This window comes from Collimonas sp. OK242 (genome assembly GCF_900107095.1).
Lineage (GTDB): Bacteria > Pseudomonadota > Gammaproteobacteria > Burkholderiales > Burkholderiaceae_D > Collimonas.
The window spans coordinates 1-21,541 of the sequence record NZ_FNOR01000012.1 but is presented as its reverse complement, the minus strand read 5'-3'; the positions used below and the strand labels follow the sequence as shown (position 1 = coordinate 21,541).

Below are 21,541 nucleotides of genomic sequence, written 5' to 3'. Positions count from 1 at the left end.
CTTTACTCAGCATCAGCGTCGCCGGCTTCGCACTACCCACATCAAGAACAAGAAAGGAATCTGCCTATGTCGCGCCTGGTAGTAGTATCCAACCGGCTTGCCGATCCACGCAAACCGGCAGCAGGAGGTCTGGCGGTGGCGTTGGGCGAAACCCTGAAGAAAACCGGCGGTCTCTGGTTCGGCTGGAGTGGCGCTGTGCTCAAGGATGGCACGCCCGGCGAAGGAGAACTGCGTGTGCATCAAGCCGGGCCGGTGACCCTGGCGGAAATCGATTTGTGCCAGGAAGATCACGACGCCTATTACCGTGGCTATGCCAATGGCGTGTTGTGGCCGATATTCCATTACCGGCTGGATCTGGCCCAGCTGGAGTCCGGCTATCTGGCCGGCTATCGGCGCGTCAATCATCTGTTTGCACGCAAGCTGATGCCGCTGTTGAAGCCGGACGATCTGATCTGGATTCACGACTACCACCTGATCCCGCTGGCGGCGGAACTGCGCGCCATGGGCTGCGATAACCGCATCGGTTTCTTCTTGCATATCCCGCTGCCGCCGCAGCAAATCCTGGCGGCGATTCCATCGCATGAATGGCTGATGCGCGCGCTGTTTGCCTATGATTTGATAGGCTTCCAAAGTGAAGCCGACTTGCTGAATTTTTCCAATTACGTGAAAGCCGAAGCTACCGCGGAAACTGTCGGCGTCGGCCAGTTCCGCGCCTTCAACAGCACGGTCCAGGCCGGCGCATTTCCGATCGGGATCGACGTCAATGACTTTCTCCGTATGGGACGCGCGCGCGAGGCGCAGGAAACGTATGAGACCACATGCAGCGAATATTCGCGACGGCGCTTGCTGATCGGCGTTGATCGTCTCGACTACTCGAAAGGACTGCCACAACGGATCCGCGCATTCGGCGAACTGCTCAACGCCTATCCGGAAAACCGGCATAGCGCAACCTTGCTGCAGATAGCGGCGCCGAGCCGCGAAGATGTCGATGCCTATACCGACATCCAGCATGAACTGGAAAGCCTGTGCGGCGCGATCAACGGCCACTACGGCGATCTCGACTGGATGCCGATACGCTATATCCACCGAGCCGTCGTCCGGCGACGCCTGCCCGGCTTATACCGGGCTTGCGACGTGGCGCTGGTTACGCCGCTGCGCGACGGCATGAACCTGGTAGCCAAGGAGTTCATCGCCGCACAGGATGAAGCCGATCCGGGGGTGCTGGTGCTGTCCCGATTCGCCGGCGCGGCAGAACAATTGAAAGAAGCGCTGCTGGTCAATCCCTACGATATTCCCGGCACCGCCCAGGCCATCCAGCGCGCGCTGCAGATGCCGCTGGCCGAACGCCAGACGCGTCATGCCGCGCTATTGGCCAATGTTCGCAAATACGATGTCCACTGGTGGTGCGGACAGTTTTTGCAAGCGCTGAAAAATGTTCGCTGAACCGACAGCAAATGCAGCCCATGCTTTGCGACGCTTATCTAATCGACATCAAAAAGCCTGGCGCCCATATTTATTTCGACAACTTTCTTGGCTAAACCGGAAATTTTGGAGGATACTCATTGATGTCGAGGGCAAAAATGCGACGACAGCACCGAAGCTTGTTTCCGCCCGGCCCGCGGCACCATGTTAGTTAACGTACAGAAGCAATTTCTCGACGTTACTCATCTAGGCTCGCAGCTAACACATTTGAAAGATTATTATGGCAACAGGTACTGTTAAGTGGTTCAACGACTCCAAAGGCTTCGGTTTCATTACACCGGACGATGGTGGTGAAGATTTGTTCGCTCACTTTTCCGCAATCCAGATGGATGGCTTCAAGACTCTCAAAGAAGGCCAAAAAGTGAAATTCGATGTGACAGACGGTCCAAAAGGGAAACAGGCATCCAACATTCAAAATCCCTGAAAATCGATTCCGGATTACAAACAGGAAACCTCGGAAGCTTTTCTGTAGCTGACGAATAAAAAAACTGGCGTCGAAAGATTTGCCAGGACAAGGCTGGATCCCTCTCGCTGATTCCGTCCACATGTGGATCAAACAGATGGCTCCAGGCATTGCATGCGGCAAGCAAGACTGAGCGCCGCGACATACTTCCATTGCCGCGATATTTGCCGATAAATTTTTCCAGCAAATTTGTAATGCACGGCACTTGCCCGCCACAGTGCGCTTCCTTCAAATACTTCCCTACCGTACTGCGTCCCCACCTATTACTTCTCTACAATCGGTTCGATGCGTACGACTTTGCCCCTCGCACTTATCTGCAACTACCGAATTTGGAATGTAATTATTACGAACGCAATAAAAAAAACAGCCGACCTCGATGAACGAGGTCGGCTGGTTTCAATATTACTGGGAATGGCGAGAGCCGGCCCCGGCTCTTGAAAAAATCTAGTCCTTAAAATCGGCAGCCAACAGCGTTACGCCGTTGCGGCGCCCGCTTGCCCTGAGCTTGTGGGCAAGCGCCAACTGGATTTCGATCTTGTGACCGCGATAGGTGGCAAGCCGGTCTTCCGGTTGCGGCCCTGCATAGAATTTATTATCCAGACATTCTTTTGTGACATTGCATTTTGTCAGCTTATTATCAATGACAACTGGAATGATGACGCTGTCTGACTTTGGATCGTGAGTTATCGCGCCGAGAAAGGAAATTCGCATTTTCTTCTCTCCTGAAAATAGGTGGCAAAATCACAATTCCCGTCGCGGCACCAAGCACAAAAACGTCAATGTCATGAACGTCATCAGGTGCGTGACGGGGTTGAGAGATTAAGACAACGCGCCTATTCAGCAAGTTCAAATCGGGATGCACGAATATTGACTAATGCGTGGAAATTTCCGCGTTGGACGCATTTAGTTTATTTTCGATCCGGCACAGTCAGTTCACGCAACAAGCCGCCCTCAAGTACGCTACCGCTAGTCGTACCTTCGCCATTTATCCGACGCTGGCACGCATCCTTGTCATCGGGAGGCAAGGCATTGCATCTTAACAAGGCATTTTGACTATCTGCCGCCGAATCGTCCTGGAGGCGCCCTCTTCTCGCCTCTTGCAAAGCCGCTCCAGCCTCCCTCAGGCAAGTCGCGCGCGGCTGGTTCGACTGTCCGCTGATGCATGCCGCCCGTTCTGCCTGATAGCGTGCGTTCGCATCTTGTGGGTTGGCGGCGGCCATGGCGGCCCACGTGGCGCCTGATAGGAACAGCGCCAGCAGCAACTGCCGAGCCGCATTGCGATGGAAATACGTAGCTGCTGAATTAATGAGATTTCGGTAATTTGGCATGATAATCTCCAAACCAAAATTTGAATCTACCGAAAACGGCAGCTGCCGTCTGTGCGCTGCCGAGCTTTGTGCGTATTTTCCCTTTCTCTCAGGTAAATTCACTGTATGCGTCGGCATTGAGGGTGAAAACGATCCCGTTAACCGATTACTAGGCCAGCGAGAATTTCGATTTGCTATCGGGATTTTGCGGCACTCGTCATTTCACCACCAGCGTCCCTTTCATCGCCGGATGAAAAGAACAGGCGTATGGGAATACGCCTTTCACCGTCGCCTTGAATTTCCACGAGCGGCCGGAACCAATTTCCTTCGAGTCGAAGCGATGGTTTTCCGCAGTAACCGTATGAGGAAAGGCATCGTTGTTGGTCCATGCAATAGTGTCGCCCGCATTGACTTCGATCGCCTCAGGCGAGTATTTCATACCCTCGATAATGATCGCGTGGCTCACTGGCGGAGCACCCGCATCTGCCCCCGCCGCCGCACCGGCAAATGCGCAAAACAGCAGCAGCGCTGAAGCGGTCCGTTGACGCCGCCAACCGGCGCAGCTTGAGAAGGCAGGCATGTTCATGCTCTATTTCATCGATGCTTGAATTTCTTTGGCGTGCTGCAAATGAGCATCGATTGCAGGCCGGACTTTCGTGATCAGGTCTTTCAACTCGGCGTTCTGGGCGCTGGGCAGAAGAGTCTTGTCAATCGCATCCAGCACTGCTTGATGATAGATCACTTCGTTGTCGACATAGGCCTTGTCGAATGCTTTGCCCTTAAGCGAGTGGAGGTGCTTCAGGTTCGCCACGCCGCCTTCTTTGAGGCTAGTGCTGGTTGCGCTCTCCTCTGGTGCGACATGCAGCTTGGTAACTAAAGCCGTGGCCTGTTTGTTGACGCCGGAATGGTCGGTAACCATGCGTTGCGCAAATTCTTTTACTTCCTTGTTATGCGATTTCGATTTGGCCACCATGCCGGCATTGATATCCACTGTATTGGCCGCGACCACGATTCCGGCAATCTGCGCATCGCTCGGCGCCGCTGACTGCGCCATTGCTGCCGTAGTTCCCAACGTCAACATGCCAGCGATCAAGGCGCTTATTGTCCGGTTCATTGCTGTGTTCATTTTGAGCCTCATTATCTGGTTAAAAATTCAGAATAATCATGTTAAAACACTTTGTAAAGCCTTTTATGTTTTAAGTAGACCTGTCATAATAAGGACTGGCTTCGCCAGATGCGAGTTGAGGAATGCAAATGACTGACATGATAGGAGTGCGGCACAGGGAGTTTCTTGAGCTGCTCATCAAAAACAAAACTGGGCTGACGGTTGACAACTTCTCCAAGGCTCTGGGCATAACACGTACAGCGGTCAGACAACACCTAGCCACGTTAGAAGCCAACACGCTTGTGACGAAAAGCATTACCCGGCCATCCGGGGGACGTCCGGAACAGCTATATGTATTGACCGACAAAGGAAGCAGCTCTTTCCCGCGTCAGTATTCCTGGTTTGCACAATTACTGATGGCCATGCTGGAACAGGAAGCCGGCCAAGAAGGCGTCGGCGAACGCCTCGCCGCCATGGGCGAGAAAGTGGCGAAACAATTGCGCGCTAACGGCACACCAGAAGAAAGTTTGCCCGCCAAGGTGCAGAGTCTGGCTGTACTCATGGAACAGCTTGGTTACAGGGTCAACCCCAACGCCCCAGCCAATATAAAAGGCATTCCGGTTATCGAAGCCGACAATTGCGTGTTCCATGATCTGGCAAGCAAACATCCTCAAGTGTGTCGGTTTGATCTTGCCTTGCTCTCCACATTTACCGACAGCAAAGTCGTGCATGAAGCATGCATGGCGAAAGGCGCCGATGTTTGCCGCTTCAGGTTCGATACAGACGCGCCAGAGTCAATTTCGGCAGGCCTCACTAAATAAGCACTTCATGAGAAGTAGCCCCGATCCCTTCGCCCAACTACTTTCCGGCTTCGATTCCCTCAGCGCGACAGAAGAATATCCAGATCGACCGCCATGCCTATTTTCATATAGCCGAGACGATTGGGATGAAGCTTGTCGCCAGCAGCGCCACATGAGCAGAGATTTTTTGGGGGGGCAAAGATACGAGCAAAATCCGAATCGCTCTGTGAATGATGCTACCAAGCTATGACATTAAAAAATCAAAGCGACATCATCTTATCGACGATCATCTGCTCCAATAAATTCGACACCAGGGCAATGCTGCGCGCTCGCATCCTGACTATCCCAAAATGCACATTCATCGCTGGCAAATCCTCTACATGCAAAGCACGTAATTGGCCGCACTCCAATTCTTCGCGCAATACAAAATTTGTGGAAAAAAGGCAGGCATTGCTGTTTTGAGTTATACGTTTAAGAATAGTGACATCGTCACAGATTAACTTCACGTATTCACGCGCCTTCAACCCCAATTTATTCCAGGCCCGCTCTTCCAGCATCGTAGGTATGCTTGGCAACGCCAAGTGATACTGCAATAGCGCGCTCACCGTCGTTGTTACACCTGCGCATAGAGGATGATCAGGGCGCACGAAGAATCCCGCATCCTCTTTGTCTAACCAGCGAGTCGTAAAATCCGCCTGTTGCCGCAAGCCGCGCACATCTGCCACAAAAAAATCAATCTGTTCTGCTTGCAACTGCCGCAATAGCTGATCGGCACCGGCCACATATGTACGGACACTTATCTTCGGGTGCGTTTCCATAAACTGAGTCAAGAGCGATGGCAACAAGATCCCTGATGGAAAAGAGCTCAGCCCAAACGAAATCTCGCCGTATTCCCCTCCCTTCAGCAAATCCACATCACGCATGAACGCGCGCGTCTCAGATAGCAAATTCTGCGCATGACGCGCCACTACCCGGCCGGCACTGGTCAGCAGAACAGCCTTCGGCGTTCGCTCAAACAACACCAAATCCAACTCTTTTTCGAGCGTCTGAATACTGCGTGAAAACGCCGATTGGGATAGATGAGAACGTTCGGCAGCGCGGGCAAAACTACCCTCTGCCGCCAAGGCCAGCATATGTTGTAATTTTCTGGGTTCCATGTCTCTATTTTTTTTCTGATTTCAATCCCGATGCAAACAATGCATGGCATGGCCTTGAAGAATGCATTGGATATTGCTGGAAATCAAGGCTTTAATAACGACAAAGCAAAAAAACAATGGCACAAGCAATGCCTTCGTTAAAAAAAAAGGAGATTCTTGATGATGCAATTTCAGTTTCGCTCGCGCCTCGTAACAGCAGCGATAGCTACCGCCCTCGCAGCCTGCAGTGACGGCGGGCTCAATAACAGCAACACCTCGACAACGCCCGACAACGCGAGCAGCACCGTCAAAGTGACTGCCTCTCAAATGAATGACAGCGATATGAGCAACATCCTCTATCAAGTCAAACCTGGCAGCACTATCATTCTGCCCCCGGGAAAATTCATGTTTGACGGTCCGCTGACCATGAATACCGACGCCATCACGATTACCGGACAAGGCAGCGGTAATGATCCGTCCAAAGACACCATATTATCTTTTGCCGGAGCTTCTTCAAAAAATGGCTTCCAAGCCTTTAACGTGGCCGGCATCACGCTTAAAAATTTTGCGGTGGAAGATGCGGTCGGTAATGGCGTGTTCGTTTCAGCCTCATCGAAAGTGACGATGGATGGCCTGCGCGCGGAATGGACCAATGACCCCGTCAAAACTTCGCAAATGGCCTATGGTCTATATCCGGTCAATTGCAAAGGCGTGGTCGTCAAAAATAGCAAGATCGTCGGCACCCGCGATGCCGGTGTATATGTAGGACAGTCTGAGAATATCCGCGTGCAAAAAAACGAAGCCTATCTGAATGTGGCCGGCATCGAAATCGAGAACTCTGACAATGCCATCGTCGAAGACAATGACATCCATGACAATACCGGCGGCATCCTGGTATTTTCCTTGCCCGGCACCTCCTATGTCATCAAGAAAGGGGCGAATACAAAGGTAAGAAACAACCATATTCATAGCAACAATACTCCGGTCGCCGAGAATGCCACCGGCTACGTGACCGCCGTGCCGCCAGGGACCGCGGTGATGGTATTGGCTGCCGACAACACCGAAATCCTTAACAACAACATCGAAGATCACAAAACCACCAGCATTCTGGCCGTCAGTTTCCAGGCGACCGGCATTGCCTATAACGACCCCAAGTACCAACCTTATGTGCATAGCGTGTACGCGCACGACAACACGATTTCCAAATCGGGCTATGCGCCAGGCGGCGCTTTTGCCGATCCAAAGCAGCTCAAACCAGTGGTGGACGGTTTGTTTGCGCAACTAAAATTATTTTCTCAACCTGAACAACTGGCATACGGCATTTGGGATGGCATCGTCGACACCGATCCGGCCATCGGCAGCGGTACTGCGAGCGATGGCAGCGGCGGCGTACTCAAGCCCGAGTTCGCGATCTGCGTCAAAGGCAACACCCTTGACACGCCATTTTTAGATGGCTTGCTGTCTTATGAAAGCATGGATCTGAATCTTTTGGGATTGTTGGCCGGCAGCGCACAAGGGCCAAACTTTCCTTTCCCTGCTCGTATGAATTGCACTCTCAGTTTGCCTGCAATTCCTGACATGCCGGTTTTTTGAATCTGCGCGCCAAGATAAGGACGCATTTTGGCATGGACCAAATTCAGAAAAATCGCTGACAGATCAGGCGATTTTTTCAAAAACAACCAAAGCACCCACGCACGCAGTACCCGCGTCAGTACGGAGAATATGTATGAAAATCGCACACGCTCTTGCACACCCTCTTCGCCCCTTGATATTTGCCGCCCTTTTGTCAGCCGCCTCCGCCGTATTGATTAGTTGCGGCGGTGGCGGAGGAGGCAGCGACGCATCGCCCGCCAATTCCGACGCGATCAAGGTATTTGACAGATACACAGCCCCAGCCAATCTTTCGTCCTGGAAGTTCCTGCTGTCTGATGGACAGACTCTGAAATTGAACGCCGGCGCAGTACCGTATGATTTGAATTCAAGCCTGTTCTCTGACTACACCTACAAATTCCGCGCCATCTATGTACCCCAGGGCAAACAAATCGCCTATAACGCCGATACCTCCTTCGATTTCCCCGTCGGTTCGGTGATCATGAAAACCTTCTACTATCCGAAAGCCGTCTCCAGCGATCCCGCCTTTATCGGCGCTGAACGCAATGGTCATCAGACCATCCAGGGAGAAAGCGTCGATCTCACAAAAAACCGTTTGATCGAAACGCGGGTTTTGGTACGCCAAGCCGACGGTAGTTGGGCTGGTCTGCCCTATGTCTGGAATGAAGATCAAAAAGATGCCATGCTCAAAACCGGAGGCGCTAACGTTCAAGTGGAATTGCTTGCCGCAGACAACACGCGCGAGCAATTCAAATACTCCGTGCCGAACGCCCAAGCCTGTCAACAATGCCACGCGACCGCCAATGCCGGCGGCAACGCCATCCTGCCTATCGGTCCCAAAGCGCGGAATATGAACAAGTCATATCAATACGACAGCGGCTTGAAAAATCAGCTGGTCAATTTAGACGAACTCAAACTCCTGGCAGGCTTTCCTGGACTTAACAACTCGCCCAAAGCTGCTGATTGGAGCGACGCCTCGCAAACTCTGCCCGAGCGAGCCCGCGCTTACCTGGATGTCAACTGCGCCCACTGTCATAGCACCACTGGGCAAGCATTGCAAAGCGGTTTGTTTTTAGGATTTAATGTGGTGAACGACGTTAACGCGTCTGGCAAATGGGGCGTGTGCAAAAAACCCCTGGCCTATGCAGGACCTGGGCAGCCGTATCAATATGATATTCAGCCTGGCAAACCGGATGAATCCATCTTGGCTTACCGTATCAGCCACACCGATACCGAGGCGGTGATGCCCGTCATCGGCCGTCATGTGAATCACACTGAAGGAGACGATATGATTCGCGCTTGGATAACACAGTTGCCGCAAGCAGCGTGCCAGCCGTAGGATCTTGAAGCCGGTAATTGGATGAAACAGGATTCGATGCAATTCCGCAGATTGACTGGAGCGATTATAGGAGATTCCCGTCTCTAGCATCTCTCCGGCCATGCATCCGGCATTCAGCAGCCAGCGCCAGAAAATCAGGATGGCGCTCGCGGCTTTTTGGCAGCATCACACGCGTTGCAGTCCCAGTGAAAACACCACGCCGTCCGCGACATTTTGCGCGGTAATGGTCCCGCCCATCTTGGCCATATACGTCTTGGCGACAAAAAGCCCTTGTCCCCGGCTGCCATTCGCGCCCGCATCAAGCTGATCGGATACGCCGTATTCGAAAATTTTATCGATCAATTCTTCAGCGATATTCGGCCCGCAATTATGGATGGCGATGGTGGCTGCGGTTTCGGTGGTTTTCAGGCCGATGGAAATCATGGAGCCCGGTTCGCGACAGCGATCTGCATTGCGCAGGACGTGCGTTACCACGTCCTCCAGGGAATAATCATCCGCCCTGACCAGCACGCCCTCCCGGTCGCCGGAAAACCCGACGTCTGCGATACCGACCAGCGGGGCATTATCGGCGACGTTGCCGAGGAATGCGCCGATGTCGATTGCCGTTACCTGCAGCACCGTGGATTGAAACGCCTCGCTGGGAGAGGCGCTGCCATACAGCACCCGCACTGCCTGCTGCATGCGGTTGATGTAGCGGCTGCTCTGGCTTTCGGCTGCGCCGTGCAGAGCTATCAGCGACTGCAGCGGCGACATGATTTCATGGCCCACCGCATGCCACATTTCCTTTTCCTGCTCGGCGCGGATTTCCTCTCGCTCGAGATCTTCCTTCACGCGCCTGAGCAGGTCATGCAAACAACTCGCCAATACGCCAAGTTCATCGGCGCCGCGCAAATCGGTCAGGTCGAACTGGTCGAGGCCACCCGAACCCTTGACGATCTTCGACACCTTGGCTGCGCGCCGGGTCAGCAACGTGATGCGGCGAATGATACCGATCTCGATGATCAGCCAGGCGACGAACAATGCCAGCAGCATCGCGCCGACAAACCACGATACCCGCGCAGCCACCACGCCCAGGCTGCGATTGACGCTGCGCTCGTCGCCCGTCAGGGTCACATCATAGATTCCCGCCGAGGTCACGACCGATTCCCTGCTTTCGTTCCGCGGACCGACTTCGTCCACAGGCAGGCGGCGCACCAGGCGGCTCAGCAGGCGCGAGTTATCGTCCGGATGATCTTCCGCTCCGGTCAGGCTGACCATATCAGTGCCGTCTGCTGCGCCGCGCTTCCTGATGCGCAGGCTCTCGCCCGGCAACAGCAACGAAGCTAGGTCGCCCACGGAAAATGCCCGTGCTGCGCCGGCGCTTTTGCTGTCGAGGAGCAGCGGGCCGTCGCCCGGGGGCAAGACCTCAATGCGCACCTGGATCTTATCCAGATCGGCCGGCGGCCAGACCGGCAGATTTTTCTGGAACAGGGCATCCTGCAAGACACCCACCGGCAGGCGCAACGAGAAAAACGAACTGCGCGGGCAACTGGCATCGCCGTCGTCCTGCCCCGGCTTGCTGCATAAGGTGCTTTGCCAGATCCAGCCGCGAAAATCCTTGACCGGCCTGGATCCCACGCGGCCGCTATCGTCATCGAGAAAGCCGGTTAGGCGGCCATGCGCTCCACGCGTTTGAACGGCATTCGGGTCGCCGTTCTTTTCAAACGGCGCAATCCAGCGATAGGTCTGCCCGCGCAGCGTTATCGTCACCCGTACGCGATGCGCGTCTTCGATATCCTGCTCGCCGCGCTGGTGCGGCATCAGTTCATTGCTGACGAAACTGCCGGCGACATAAATGAAACCGCCGGCCCAGGGGTTGTTGCCGACGGCCACGCATAGCGCACCGTCGTCGCCATACTGCACCAGGCAGCCGGACATGGTAATGGCCTGCCGCACCTTGTTCTGGTCGTCGAAATCGAGCGAGGGAAACGGCAGCAATACCGGGTGCAGCGACGCCGCGCCGCCATTTTCGGTGCGCGGATTCAACAGCGCCAATTGGCCGGCCGGATGACGCAGGGTGGCCAGGATCTGGTCGCTGGTCTTGCGAAAACTGGCCTGGTAATTCTTGTAACTCAGCTGTTTTTCCTGCTGCAGCACGTACAGCGCCAGCGCAACGGTAGCCACGGCCAGGAGCAGGAAGGCGCCGCGAAACAGGATCCGCAAGCGGTATTGGGCGAGATTCGGGAAACCGATCTTCATGTGCAGTCGTTCCCTCTGTTGAAGTGGCGGCGCATCACTTTTCCTGGTCAACCCAGCGAAAGCCGCGCATCGGGATATTTTCAATGCAGGCGAACTCCGCATCGACCTCGCGAAACGCATCGCGGATGGTGCTGACGTGCTTGCGGATATTATCGCGATTGCGCCCGCTCTTGACCACCTGGAACAGCTGCTCATACGTCACCACCTGGCCTCGATGTGCGTACAGCGCAGCCAGCAGGCGTTGCGCCGTCAGCGGCAGGTTGATGCGTTGCGCGCGCCAGATCGGGGTCTTCTGGCGCAGCGGGTCGATCGACAGTTCATCGCTGCTGGCCGCGGGCAGATTCTCCTTCGCGCTGGTGCGGTCCTTGGCAGCGCGCAGGATTTCCAGGAAGGTGTCGATGAAATCGGATTCCTCGAAGGTCGCCTTTTGCAGGTAATCCCAGGCATCCAGCGCCTTCATGATGCTGCGGTAGATGGTGGCCGGCATGGCCGACACCACCAGCACCGGCGTAGCCTGGCCCTTGTTGATGGCATTGATGATGGCGACGCCGGCATGGCGCTCGCGCCCCAGCTCGATGTCGAGCACCACCAGGTCGTAGTTTTCACGCGCCAGCGCCGCCTCGGCATCGTCGCGCGTATACCACTGGTCGACGTGGATGCCCGGCTTGGCCGCCTCGATCCAGCCCTTGAGCTGGTTGCTGGTCGGGATGTCGTCTTCGATCACCGCTACTTTTTGTACCTGCTTTGACATTTCTTCTCCGCTGCTTCCAACATAAATGACGCCCCTCACCCCCACCTCTCTCGTGGGCCGCCCTCTTCCCTGTGCTCATGTAAGAAGAGGAAACCGCTTGCTGGAGCGGGGCTCATGAAAGTATCCACGCTTTCCCATGAAATGTCTGCGCCGCGCTGTGAGTATTTCTTCACATGGCTTACCGGACTGCGACGTTGCGGAGCATTCACCACCCCCGGATAACGCGACTGCCCCTGCCTGCCCATTGTTGCTTCCGCCACCTGGAGCGCAAGATTCTTCCAAGGGAAACGCACTGCATGCCGCTCCCAACCAACGAATTACTACATCAACCAGGAGAAATATCATGTCTGAACGACTCGAATCATTGGTGCAGGGTCTGCTTGCACTGCTCACCACAACTATTTCGGCAATCGGCGCCACGCTGGTCGGCTTGAGCCGCGCAGCGCTACGCGCCTGGATGTTATTGCTGGCGATCGGGCTGATAGGCGGCGCCGGCTATGAATTGCTTACCCACCCGCCGTTCAAGACCCTGGAGCCCGGTGAAGTCGGCATCCGCGCCAACAAGCTCACCGGCGGCATCACCGAGGTGAAAGAGGGCCTGGTGGCGGTCATTCCCGGCCTGCATGAATTGCGGCGCTACTCGCTGCTCGACCAGGTATATCGCCCGGTGCGCAGCAGCAAGGCAAATGGCGAAGCGCCCTTCCAATCGATTGAAGGCCTGTCGCTGGGCGTGGACCTGACCATACGCTACGCCCTCGACCCGGCCAGGCTGGCAGGCATCGCAGCGAAACTGCCAGCCGATATCAACGGCGAAATCGTCGAGCCGATGGTGCAAGGCGTGATCTACAAGTCCTTCACCCGCTATTCGGTACGCGACATCTTTTCCACCAAGCGCGGCGAGATCCAGAAAGAAATTGAAAACGAATTGAAACCGAAACTGGCGGCCGACGGTATCATCCTGCGCGGCGTGCAGATGGGCCAGGTCGACCTGCCGCCGGAATACCGCCAAGGCATGGAAAAATTGCTGGCAGAGGAACTGGAAAGCGAAAAAATGAAATACACGCTGGAGTTGAAAAGCAAACAAGTCCAGCAAACCGAACTGGAAGCCGAAGCCGACAAGGTCAAACGCGAAAAATCGGCCGAAGCGGCCGGCAACGAACAAATCATCGCCGCCAAGGCCCAGGAAGAAGCCATGAAACATGTGCTGCCGTTCAAACAAAAGCAGATCGAGCAGCGCCAGTATGAAGCTGAAGCGGAAAAAGTATCGCGCATCAAGACCGCAGAGGGTAGCGCAGAAGCGCGCCGCATCGAAGCCGCCGGCGAAGCAGATTCACGCCACAAACTGGCCGACGTCGAAGCCTATCGCCTGGAAACGGTCGGCAAGGTCACCAGCGCCCAGCTCGAACGCGACGGCGCGCTGATCACGAAGAACCCCTTGCTGATCCAGAAAACCATGGCCGACAAACTGTCCGACAAGATCTCGGTGATCATCGCCCCGCCTCCTGCCAACGGCGGCTTCATCGGCTCGACCCTGCTCGGCAGTACGCAGGCGGTTGCCTCCCAAAACCCACAAACCGGCGCTATCGCTTCTCAGGAGACACAACAATGATGCTCGCCGCCCTGGCCCTGGTCGCCATTGTTACCCAGGATAGCGCCGCCCTGCGCGCCGCGCCCCGTGAATCGGCCCAGCAGCAAGCCGTGCTCTGGCAAGGCGACAGTCTGGAAGTGCGCGGCGAGAAGATGGACTACCTGCAGGTGTACGACCACCGCCGCGAACGCGGCGGCTATATCCGCGCCTCGCAAGTGCGCACCCAGCAGCTGGAACCGAAAGACGCGCCCGACCTGCTGGCAGTCGTGCGCTTCCTGCGCGACACGCCGGGAGCTGAGGCGCTCGGCATCAGCTACGCAGCGGCCTATCTGAAAGCGGCGCCGGCCGAAGCCATCGGCCCCGAACCATTCGATGCGCTGGGCACCATGGCGGAGCGCCTGGCGCGCCGCGCCTCCGCCAAACGGGGTAAAACCGACGACACCGTATTGGCGGCCCATCTGGAAGTGGCATCCAGCTATGGCGTCAACATGCAGGGATTCGAGCGCGACGGCCGCGTTCAGCTATGCTACGACGGCCAAGCCTTCCGCCGCGTGCTGGCCATGAAATCGACCGACGGGCAGCGCGCCCGCGCTGCCTTGGCGCTGACCCGGCCCGAATGCGTAGACCCTAACCTCACGCCCACCACCCGCAACAGCCTCGACGCCTGGCGCGCCGACATCCTCGACCGTGTACAACTGGCCGAGCTGCCCGAATACGAAAAAAACCGCCTGCGCCTGCGTCGCGCCAGCGTCTGGGCCAGCATCGCCTTCGAACGCGCCAGGCTGCACCAGCCCGCCCAGGAAGCCGCCAACCGCGCCTTGCAGGAACTGGCCGCCGTCAACAAGGAAGAAATCGCCGAACCGGACGCCACCGCCTATACCGATGCCGCCGTGCGCGTCGCCGCCTCGCGCTGGGCGACGGAACCGGAACCCGCCGCCGGCAGCGGCCTGGCGGTCATCACCACGCCCGGTGAAACCGGCGCAACCTGCGTCGCGTTGGTAGACGCCAGACACGATCAAAAAAATCCGCTCGTCAAACACTGCACCTATGGTCTGGTCTGGAAAGCCTCCGCCAGCGTCAACGCCCAGCAAACCGCACTGGCGCTCGCCGTGCAGCCGCTCGATTCATGGCGTGAGCTCTGGCTATTCCATCAGGGAGAAAACGGCTGGACCATCGACATCCTGCCGCCGGCCGCGAACACGCCCGATGCCGGCTACCTGGAATTCGCCGGCTGGGTGCCGGGCGGCGCCAAGATGCTGGCGGTGCGCGAAGCGCGCGTGGACGGGCGCTTCAGGCGCAGCTTCGAAGTAATCCGGATGGACATCATGGATGTCGAAAAACAGGCTGACAACCCGCGCTCGCTGAGCCTGTTTTATCGCTGGCAGGATCCGGCGTGGAAGAGAGGGACCTTGAGCATGCGGTGACGGGCGAACAAGTACGGAACGCGAATTCATAGCTTGGACTGGAAAGCCCGATATTAACGCTCTGGGAGAGCCGCTAGCGGCATTAAAATTCTCGTCGACCCGCTCGAAGCATAGCGCTTGCGGGGCGTTCGCTTAAATATCGAATCTCCGATGGCGTCGCTTCCAGGGGCAGCCAGCAACAATCATTTTTTGGCTGATCCCATCACCAACGAACAACCAAAGTGAGTGCAGCAGCTCCAGCATTTGGGCGAAAAAAAGCCCGCGGACCTTGCGGCGGCGGGCTGAATCCAAAACTTAGGGAGAGTTGGAGGAGACGAATTCAATATAGTCCGATAAAACCAATTCTCCACGAATCTTTACAGCTTTTTACAGCCGCAACAGTTCCTTACAACCGGAGAAAGAAAAAAAGCCCCGAGCTGATGGAGGCGCGAGGCTTCGACATGCCATTCATCCGAGGGCCAGTCTATGAGACTAGCCTAATACCTCACTCAAAGCTACTTTACGAGTATTCTGATCAGGAGCTTTGTTATGGAAGAAGTCGATCGTTTGACCTTCGGCACAAGCATAATAACGATCAACCGAGTCAAGAGTCACCACAGCACCGAAGTGCTTCGGGTTTCCAACGGATGGATCTCCACCCATGGTTGTGTTGTTGATGGTCACCACTCCTTGCTTTCGATCTATGGCCACTTGCAGTACGTCCTTTACGTTTCTAACCTGACTTGCATCTTGATTTCCCTTGTTGAGGGCACCATACACAGCAAATTTTACGGTAAGAGTTGCCATGGCAATTAACCTCCAATTTTAAAAAATCTTGTGGTTGTATCGAATATGTCGTCGGCTCATCGACTGCACGACGTCTGCCCGTTACATCGTAGTTTGATTTTTCCCACACGACTTGAAATCAGGATTAGTCCATCACGGTGGGAGATTGCAATGCGCGATGCAACCAATACAGCGTAGTTCATTAAACTGGGAAAGCACCTGTGAAATATGACAGGCAGGCCACATCCGCAGTCTGTCCAGCCGGCAGATGTATTCCGTACGAAAAAGCAAAAAACCCCGAACCAATGAAGGAGCGAGGCTTTAGAAACATCTGATATTTGAGGAAATTCGCGCATTCAAGTGCTATCTGCAAAGTGACCGCAGCGCGAAAGAATCTGCTCAAATACCTGTCGCCGATAGCAACGGAATCGGCTGCTGCAAAGTATTTGGGCTGAGTACATCCAGGGTTATTCTGCCACCTGTCCGATGATTCGGATGTGCCCCGGTTTCGGTGGCAGAAAATTCCGTGTAGGAATTGAAAATATTGACTTGATAGTCGACCTTGAACAATTCTGTTTTTCAAGAATCTGCGTGGCTCACCAAGGCCGGTATTCGAAACACCTGCAAGAACATTGCAAAAATGTCCGCAAAAAAAACCGGAGCTTTCGCATGATCAGACACAGATTGTGGCTGGTGCCGCACAGGACTGCATGCATAGCATCGCCGACAAGGGCGTGAGCGGATCGCGCATGTACGATGCTTTGCCGGGAACGGCTTCTGATCAGACATTACCCCGGGATGTTACCGCCTGGGAAATCTCCACCAGAGTCTTGATTTGTATGTCGCACGGAAAATTAAATACTGGAAAATTGGAAAGCTGGATGAAAGTTACACCATTATAGAATCCGTCAACGTTGATAAGTAATTGAGGAAGATCGCCGTCGCTATATGTTTGGCGGCAGATCGCAATCCTCAAATGATGGAGACAAAAATTAATGCATATTTTTTACGGTTCAATGAATTTGGCCGTAATACCGGCGACACCAGCGAGTACCGTCTTGATTGCATCGGCTCAAGTCATTGCTGCCGACTCGTCAAAAAATCACCTTCATGATTGCGGCATCGCCGAAATAATTCATTTATCGGCAAAGCTGACTGCTCAGCCTCCAATCCGCATGTTCAACGCGCGTGATTGAACACCCGCAAGACAAATGCGCGCAAAAGGGCGTGCATAACATGCCTGCCAGTATTGCAACTTAGCCGTAAGGCCATGACCGTATGTGTTCATCATGGTTTTAGCACTTAAATGCGCCTCATCGCGGGCCGGGCGTTAAATCTAAAATTAGAATCAAAGGAGAAAGAAATGAAAGCTATACCTGCAGAGCAGCTTATGCCGATCACGGAGAAAATATCCGAGAAATTCTGGCCACATGGATGGTGGAAATTGATGGAAATGCGCATTGGCGTTATCCCGTTGCCGGTGTACCTGTTGTTGCTGGCATTGATAACAGGATTTGTCGCCACTGGCAAAGTGCCGTCCGATATCTCGGTATCGATTGCGTTGCTGGCAGTGGGCGGCTTTTCTTGCGCAGAATTGGGCAAGCGACTTCCTGTCATGCGCAATATAGGCGCCGCGGCAATTTTTGCGACCTTCATTCCTTCCTACCTGGCATTCCAGCATCTTTTACCTGCCATGGTTTTAAAGAACGTAGTCGATTTCACCAAGTCGACCAATTTTCTTTATTTGTTCATTGCTTCGATCATTGTCGGCAGTATCTTGAGCATGGACAGAGCGGTTCTCATCAAAGGCTTCATCAAGATTTTCGTGCCGCTTGCCGCCGGTTCTGTCGCGGCAGCTGTTGTCGGCACGACCGTAGGCACTCTGCTGGGCTTGGGTACCTACCATACCTTCTTTTACATTGTTGTTCCTATCATGGCCGGCGGTGTGGGTGAAGGCGCCATTCCCTTATCCATTGGTTACTCCGGAATATTGCACCAGGCTCAAGGCGACGTCTTTGCGCTGGTCTTGCCCCCTGTAATGCTCGGCAGCCTGACCGCAATCATGCTGGCCGGCGCGTTGAATTTTGTGGGTAAGAAATACCCGCACCTCACTGGCGAGGGCCGGCTACAGCCGGGCGAGCATGACGAAATGCATCCGGCGGAGGAAGCCGGGCCCGGTTATACGGATGTCGGTAATATTGCGGCCGCAGGCATCACGGCGATCTCGCTGTATATGTTTGGATTGATGTGTTACAAGCTGTTCGACTTTCCGGCACCGGTCGCCATGCTGTTCATTGCCGTAATTTTCAAGTTGTCACGCGCTGTCTCGCCGCAATTGCAGCAGGGCTCTGTCGTTGTCTACAAATTCTTTTCCACGGCTGTAACTTATCCGTTGCTGTTCGCCATCGGCGTATCCATGACGCCCTGGGACAAACTTGTGTCCGCATTCAACGTGCTCAATCTCATCACCATCGTTTCGACGGTGGCGACGTTGATGGCGACAGGCTTCATGGTCGGGCGATGGCTGAATATGTATCCGATTGAAACGGCAATTGTAAATGCCTGCCACAGCGGCCAGGGCGGTACCGGCGACGTAGCTATTTTGACGGCTGCGAATCGTATGCAAATGATGCCGTTTGCACAGATTGCGACACGCATTGGTGGCGCGATTACCGTAACGCTCACCTTGATTGCCATGTCCCAGCTGAAATAAGTGTCTGAGGCAAATTTCTCAGGTGATTGCATTCAAGGTTGCCGCCAGTCCGCTCTGTTGATGGAAACGGCGCAGAAAATTGCCCGGCAATCGCATTGGTCAATGCTATTCGATTAAAGAGTTTTTTAAAAATATCTCATGAAAAACACAATAACTACCCAAATTCCAGCCACGCTGATCCCCGGCGACGGCATCGGCCCTGAAGTGGTCGAGGCGACGGTCCAGGTGTTGGCCGCTCTGGGATCTCCTTTCTCCTGGGATATACAACAAGCAGGCGTGGCCGGCGTCAACAGCAGCGGCGACCCGCTGCCGGAAGCCACCCTGGCCAGCATCCGCAAGACCAGGCTCGCCCTCAAAGGCCCGCTGACCACGCCGATAGGCGAAGGCTTCCGTTCCTCCAACGTCAGACTGCGCGAAGAGTTCCAGCTATATGCCAATGTGCGGCCGGCAAGGACCATTGTTCCGGGCCGCTATGAAGACATCGACGTCGTCCTGATCCGGGAAAACATCGGCGGCTTCTATGTAGCGCACGAATACTATATTCCGGTCGGCGACGATCCGCGCGCCGTTGCCGTCTCCACCGGCATCAACACGCGCGAAGCCTGCCGGAAGATTGCGCGCTTCGCCTTTGAATACGCGGTAAAGAACGGCCGCAAGAAAATCACCGTGGTGCACAAGGCCAACATCCTCAAGGCGCTGACCGGCATCTTTCTCGAAGCCGCCCGCGAAGTTGCGCGCGAGTACGAAGGCAAAGTGCAGATGAACGACATGATCGTCGACGCCTGCGCGATGCAGCTGGTGCTCAATCCCTGGCAGTTCGACATGCTCCTGTGCACCAATCTGTTCGGCGATATCCTGTCGGATCAGCTGGCAGGCCTGGTGGGCGGCCTCGGCATGGCGCCCGGCGCGAATATCGGCGATGACGTCGCGATCTTCGAAGCAGTGCACGGCTCGGCGCCGGACATTGCCGGCAAGGGCATCGCCAATCCGATCTCGTTGCTGCTGGCGGCGGGGCAGATGCTGGACCATGTGGGCCACGATGATCTGGCCCTGCGGTTGCGCACCGCGATCACCGACACGCTGAACAAGGATCACATCGCTACCGGCGATCTGAAAGGCAAGGCATCCACTCAGGAATTTACCGATGCGATTGTGCGTCGGCTTGAGGTGAGCTAGTTTGCGATCCACCTAACTGCGCAGCGGCGGAATGCATCACGCTCAAGTTGGCACGATAAAGGTTTCTATTTTTAATATGCCTGGAGAACAAAAATGCCAACGGAACGTTTCGAGTTCTTAGGGACCGAAAGGCAAAAACTTGCCGCTCGTCTTGATATTCCAGCGGGAGAAACACGCGCGTATGCTTTGTTCGCCCATTGTTTCACGGGCGGCAAAGACATTCTCGCGGCCAGTCGAATTGGGCAGGCTCTCGCCACCTGCGGCATAGCGGTGTTGCGCTTCGACTTTACTGGCTTGGGTGCAAGCGAGGGGGAGTTTGCCAATACCAATTTTTCCTCAAACCTGGCAGATCTGACCGCAGCGGCAAATTATTTGCGGCAGACATATCGTGCGCCGTCCATGCTGATCGGACATAGTCTGGGCGGCGCGGCGGTACTTGCCGCCGCTTCCAAGATACCAGAGGTGCGCGGTGTTGTTACCATCGGTGCGCCAAGTGATCCGGCGCATGTCAAAAAACAGTTCAATGGGTATATTGATGAGATTCAAACTAATGGTGAAGCCGTAGTTAAGCTCAGTGGGCGACCATTCAGAATCAAGAGGCAGTTTCTCATCGATGCGGAGAAACAGCGATTGCTGCACAATATTTCGGAGTTTAATGGGGCGTTGCTGGTAATGCATTCGCCGCAAGATGAGACAGTCGCGGTGCAGAATGCGAGCCATATTTTCAGCGTTGCGAAACACCCGAAAAGCTTCGTATCCTTAGATGATGCAGATCATCTTCTTACCCGGAAAAACGATGCTTTGTATGCAGCAAACGTCATTGCGGCATGGAGTGAGCGTTACATCATCGACGACGCTAAAAAGGTCCAGCGAAGTTAATCCCTTGATTTTCTTGGCGATTGGGGCGGCATCTAAACACTGACATAAGAACCCGTCGGCTGCGCGCATTGGTATATTTTTCTGAATATGTACGTACCCGCACCGAGCTAAAACAGCTTGACCCCATATCCGTTGTTGAACTCCTGATTCACCGAGGGCAGAGTTTTTTATTCTTTGCCCCCGGCGACGACATCAATTAGAAGCGAGTACGCATGCCGACCGCGAACTCAGTCTGGTTCTTGAAGCCGTTAGCCGATCCTACACGATAGCCGTCGTCAAGTTTCATATAGTCGGCAGCCAGGTACAGTTCGGTACGCTTCGACAGATGGTAGAAAGTGGAACCGTACAGTGTTTTCTTTTTGCCGCTACCGGTCGCGGTCGAGCCGCTGGCATCGTTGTAGGCATTCAAGGTGCTGGTCCCGGCCGCATTGTAAGCAGCGTTGTCGGCTTTCATTACTTGATAACCGAGTTCATAGTCGAACGAACCTTGCGGCGTGAACTTGGCCGATACGGTATATGCATTGTCCTTACGCTTGCCGAGTGCACCCTGTTCTGCCGTGTAATGGAAATAGCCCGCGTTCAAACGCACCAGATCGAAAATGTAGCTGCCGCCCAGCGAATAGGACTTGTGCTTTTCGAGACTGGAGTCGATGCCGTTGCCGACGTCAGCCTGGTTGATGAAACCGGAAACGATGAAGTTGGAGCCGTTGTAGCCGATCGCAGCAGATTTTGTGGTGTTGTGCGCGAATTGACCAGCAACGTTG

General features: G+C 54.9%; 21 protein-coding genes. 12 read left to right on the top strand and 9 right to left on the bottom strand.

Features of this window, described 5'->3' with window-relative positions; all coding sequences use genetic code 11:
- Positions 1-66: 66 nt before the first annotated feature.
- Together otsA and BLV81_RS14400 are read left to right on the top strand one after the other, a co-directional pair.
- On the top strand, positions 67-1,443 hold the full coding sequence (otsA, locus tag BLV81_RS14405; RefSeq protein ID WP_092357439.1) for an alpha,alpha-trehalose-phosphate synthase (UDP-forming): 1,377 nt from the start codon (positions 67-69) through the stop codon (positions 1,441-1,443).
- 259 nt (positions 1,444-1,702) lie between these two features.
- Positions 1,703-1,906, top strand: a complete 204-nt coding sequence (locus BLV81_RS14400; RefSeq protein ID WP_092357437.1) for a cold-shock protein — start codon at positions 1,703-1,705, stop codon at positions 1,904-1,906.
- A gap of 483 nt (positions 1,907-2,389) precedes the next feature.
- On the opposite strand, the gene BLV81_RS14395 is transcribed toward BLV81_RS14400, so the two are convergent.
- The 4 genes from BLV81_RS14395 to BLV81_RS14380 form a co-directional block, all read right to left on the bottom strand.
- A complete protein-coding gene (locus tag BLV81_RS14395; RefSeq protein ID WP_092357435.1) occupies positions 2,390-2,656 on the bottom strand; it encodes a DUF1488 family protein in 267 nt (88 codons plus the stop codon).
- A 197-nt stretch (positions 2,657-2,853) separates the two neighbouring features.
- Positions 2,854-3,273, bottom strand: coding sequence for a hypothetical protein (locus BLV81_RS14390; RefSeq protein ID WP_092357433.1), 420 nt, complete (start codon positions 3,271-3,273; stop codon positions 2,854-2,856).
- Positions 3,274-3,469: 196 nt separating this feature from the next.
- Positions 3,470-3,838: a cupredoxin domain-containing protein gene (locus tag BLV81_RS14385; protein ID WP_092357431.1), complete on the bottom strand. Its 369-nt coding sequence runs from the start codon at positions 3,836-3,838 to the stop codon at positions 3,470-3,472.
- A gap of 3 nt (positions 3,839-3,841) precedes the next feature.
- A complete protein-coding gene (locus tag BLV81_RS14380) occupies positions 3,842-4,366 on the bottom strand; it encodes a DUF4142 domain-containing protein (RefSeq protein WP_092357429.1) in 525 nt (174 codons plus the stop codon).
- Between the two features lie 140 nt (positions 4,367-4,506).
- Here BLV81_RS14380 and BLV81_RS14375 point away from each other — a divergent pair, with 140 nt between their 5' ends.
- Entirely contained in the window at positions 4,507-5,178 is a 672-nt protein-coding gene (locus tag BLV81_RS14375; protein WP_092357427.1) for a helix-turn-helix transcriptional regulator, read from the top strand.
- A 239-nt stretch (positions 5,179-5,417) separates the two neighbouring features.
- Here BLV81_RS14375 and BLV81_RS14370 read toward each other — a convergent pair whose 3' ends face one another.
- Positions 5,418-6,314, bottom strand: coding sequence for a LysR family transcriptional regulator (locus tag BLV81_RS14370; RefSeq protein WP_092357425.1), 897 nt, complete (start codon positions 6,312-6,314; stop codon positions 5,418-5,420).
- 159 nt (positions 6,315-6,473) lie between these two features.
- Between BLV81_RS14370 and BLV81_RS14365 the strand changes: the two genes are divergently transcribed.
- Both BLV81_RS14365 and BLV81_RS14360 read left to right on the top strand, forming a co-directional pair.
- Positions 6,474-7,886 carry a parallel beta-helix domain-containing protein gene (locus BLV81_RS14365; RefSeq protein ID WP_092357423.1) on the top strand — a complete coding sequence of 471 codons (1,413 nt, stop codon included), beginning with the start codon at positions 6,474-6,476 and terminating at the stop codon, positions 7,884-7,886.
- Positions 7,887-8,019: 133 nt separating this feature from the next.
- Positions 8,020-9,243, top strand: coding sequence for an SO2930 family diheme c-type cytochrome (locus BLV81_RS14360; RefSeq protein ID WP_092357421.1), 1,224 nt, complete (start codon positions 8,020-8,022; stop codon positions 9,241-9,243).
- A gap of 165 nt (positions 9,244-9,408) precedes the next feature.
- Here the strand turns inward: BLV81_RS14360 and BLV81_RS14355 are convergent, their stop codons facing one another.
- Entirely contained in the window at positions 9,409-11,481 is a 2,073-nt protein-coding gene (locus BLV81_RS14355) for a sensor histidine kinase (RefSeq protein ID WP_092357419.1), read from the bottom strand.
- Between the two features lie 34 nt (positions 11,482-11,515).
- Positions 11,516-12,232 (bottom strand): response regulator transcription factor, encoded by a 717-nt coding sequence (locus BLV81_RS14350; RefSeq protein ID WP_092357417.1) that lies wholly within the window; start codon positions 12,230-12,232, stop codon positions 11,516-11,518.
- A 343-nt stretch (positions 12,233-12,575) separates the two neighbouring features.
- On the opposite strand from BLV81_RS14350, the gene BLV81_RS14345 reads away from it, so the two are divergent.
- Positions 12,576-13,841, top strand: coding sequence for a prohibitin family protein (locus BLV81_RS14345; RefSeq protein ID WP_255365227.1), 1,266 nt, complete (start codon positions 12,576-12,578; stop codon positions 13,839-13,841).
- Positions 13,838-15,244 (top strand): SH3 domain-containing protein, encoded by a 1,407-nt coding sequence (locus tag BLV81_RS14340; RefSeq protein ID WP_092357413.1) that lies wholly within the window; start codon positions 13,838-13,840, stop codon positions 15,242-15,244. The genes BLV81_RS14345 and BLV81_RS14340 overlap by 4 nt, the downstream gene beginning before the upstream one ends.
- A 471-nt stretch (positions 15,245-15,715) precedes the next feature.
- Here BLV81_RS14340 and BLV81_RS14335 read toward each other — a convergent pair whose 3' ends face one another.
- Positions 15,716-16,030 (bottom strand): hypothetical protein, encoded by a 315-nt coding sequence (locus tag BLV81_RS14335; protein ID WP_092357411.1) that lies wholly within the window; start codon positions 16,028-16,030, stop codon positions 15,716-15,718.
- A 689-nt stretch (positions 16,031-16,719) separates the two neighbouring features.
- Between BLV81_RS14335 and BLV81_RS24090 the strand changes: the two genes are divergently transcribed.
- The 5 genes from BLV81_RS24090 to BLV81_RS14320 all read left to right on the top strand — a co-directional run bounded on the left by BLV81_RS24090 (position 16,720) and on the right by BLV81_RS14320 (position 20,777).
- Entirely contained in the window at positions 16,720-16,911 is a 192-nt protein-coding gene (locus BLV81_RS24090; protein WP_143036342.1) for a hypothetical protein, read from the top strand.
- Between the two features lie 93 nt (positions 16,912-17,004).
- The gene (locus BLV81_RS23670) at positions 17,005-17,205 is read left to right on the top strand and encodes a hypothetical protein (protein WP_143036341.1); all 201 of its coding nucleotides are present in this window, start codon (positions 17,005-17,007) and stop codon (positions 17,203-17,205) included.
- Positions 17,206-17,372: 167 nt separating this feature from the next.
- On the top strand, positions 17,373-18,722 hold the full coding sequence (locus BLV81_RS14330) for a 2-hydroxycarboxylate transporter family protein (RefSeq protein WP_092357409.1): 1,350 nt from the start codon (positions 17,373-17,375) through the stop codon (positions 18,720-18,722).
- 138 nt (positions 18,723-18,860) lie between these two features.
- Positions 18,861-19,898 carry an isocitrate/isopropylmalate dehydrogenase family protein gene (locus tag BLV81_RS14325; protein ID WP_092357407.1) on the top strand — a complete coding sequence of 346 codons (1,038 nt, stop codon included), beginning with the start codon at positions 18,861-18,863 and terminating at the stop codon, positions 19,896-19,898.
- Positions 19,899-19,991: 93 nt separating this feature from the next.
- Positions 19,992-20,777: an alpha/beta hydrolase family protein gene (locus BLV81_RS14320; RefSeq protein ID WP_092357405.1), complete on the top strand. Its 786-nt coding sequence runs from the start codon at positions 19,992-19,994 to the stop codon at positions 20,775-20,777.
- A gap of 196 nt (positions 20,778-20,973) precedes the next feature.
- On the opposite strand, the gene BLV81_RS14315 is transcribed toward BLV81_RS14320, so the two are convergent.
- Positions 20,974-21,541, bottom strand: a 568-nt coding sequence (locus BLV81_RS14315) for a porin (protein ID WP_143036340.1), incomplete at its 5' end; no start/stop codon positions are given.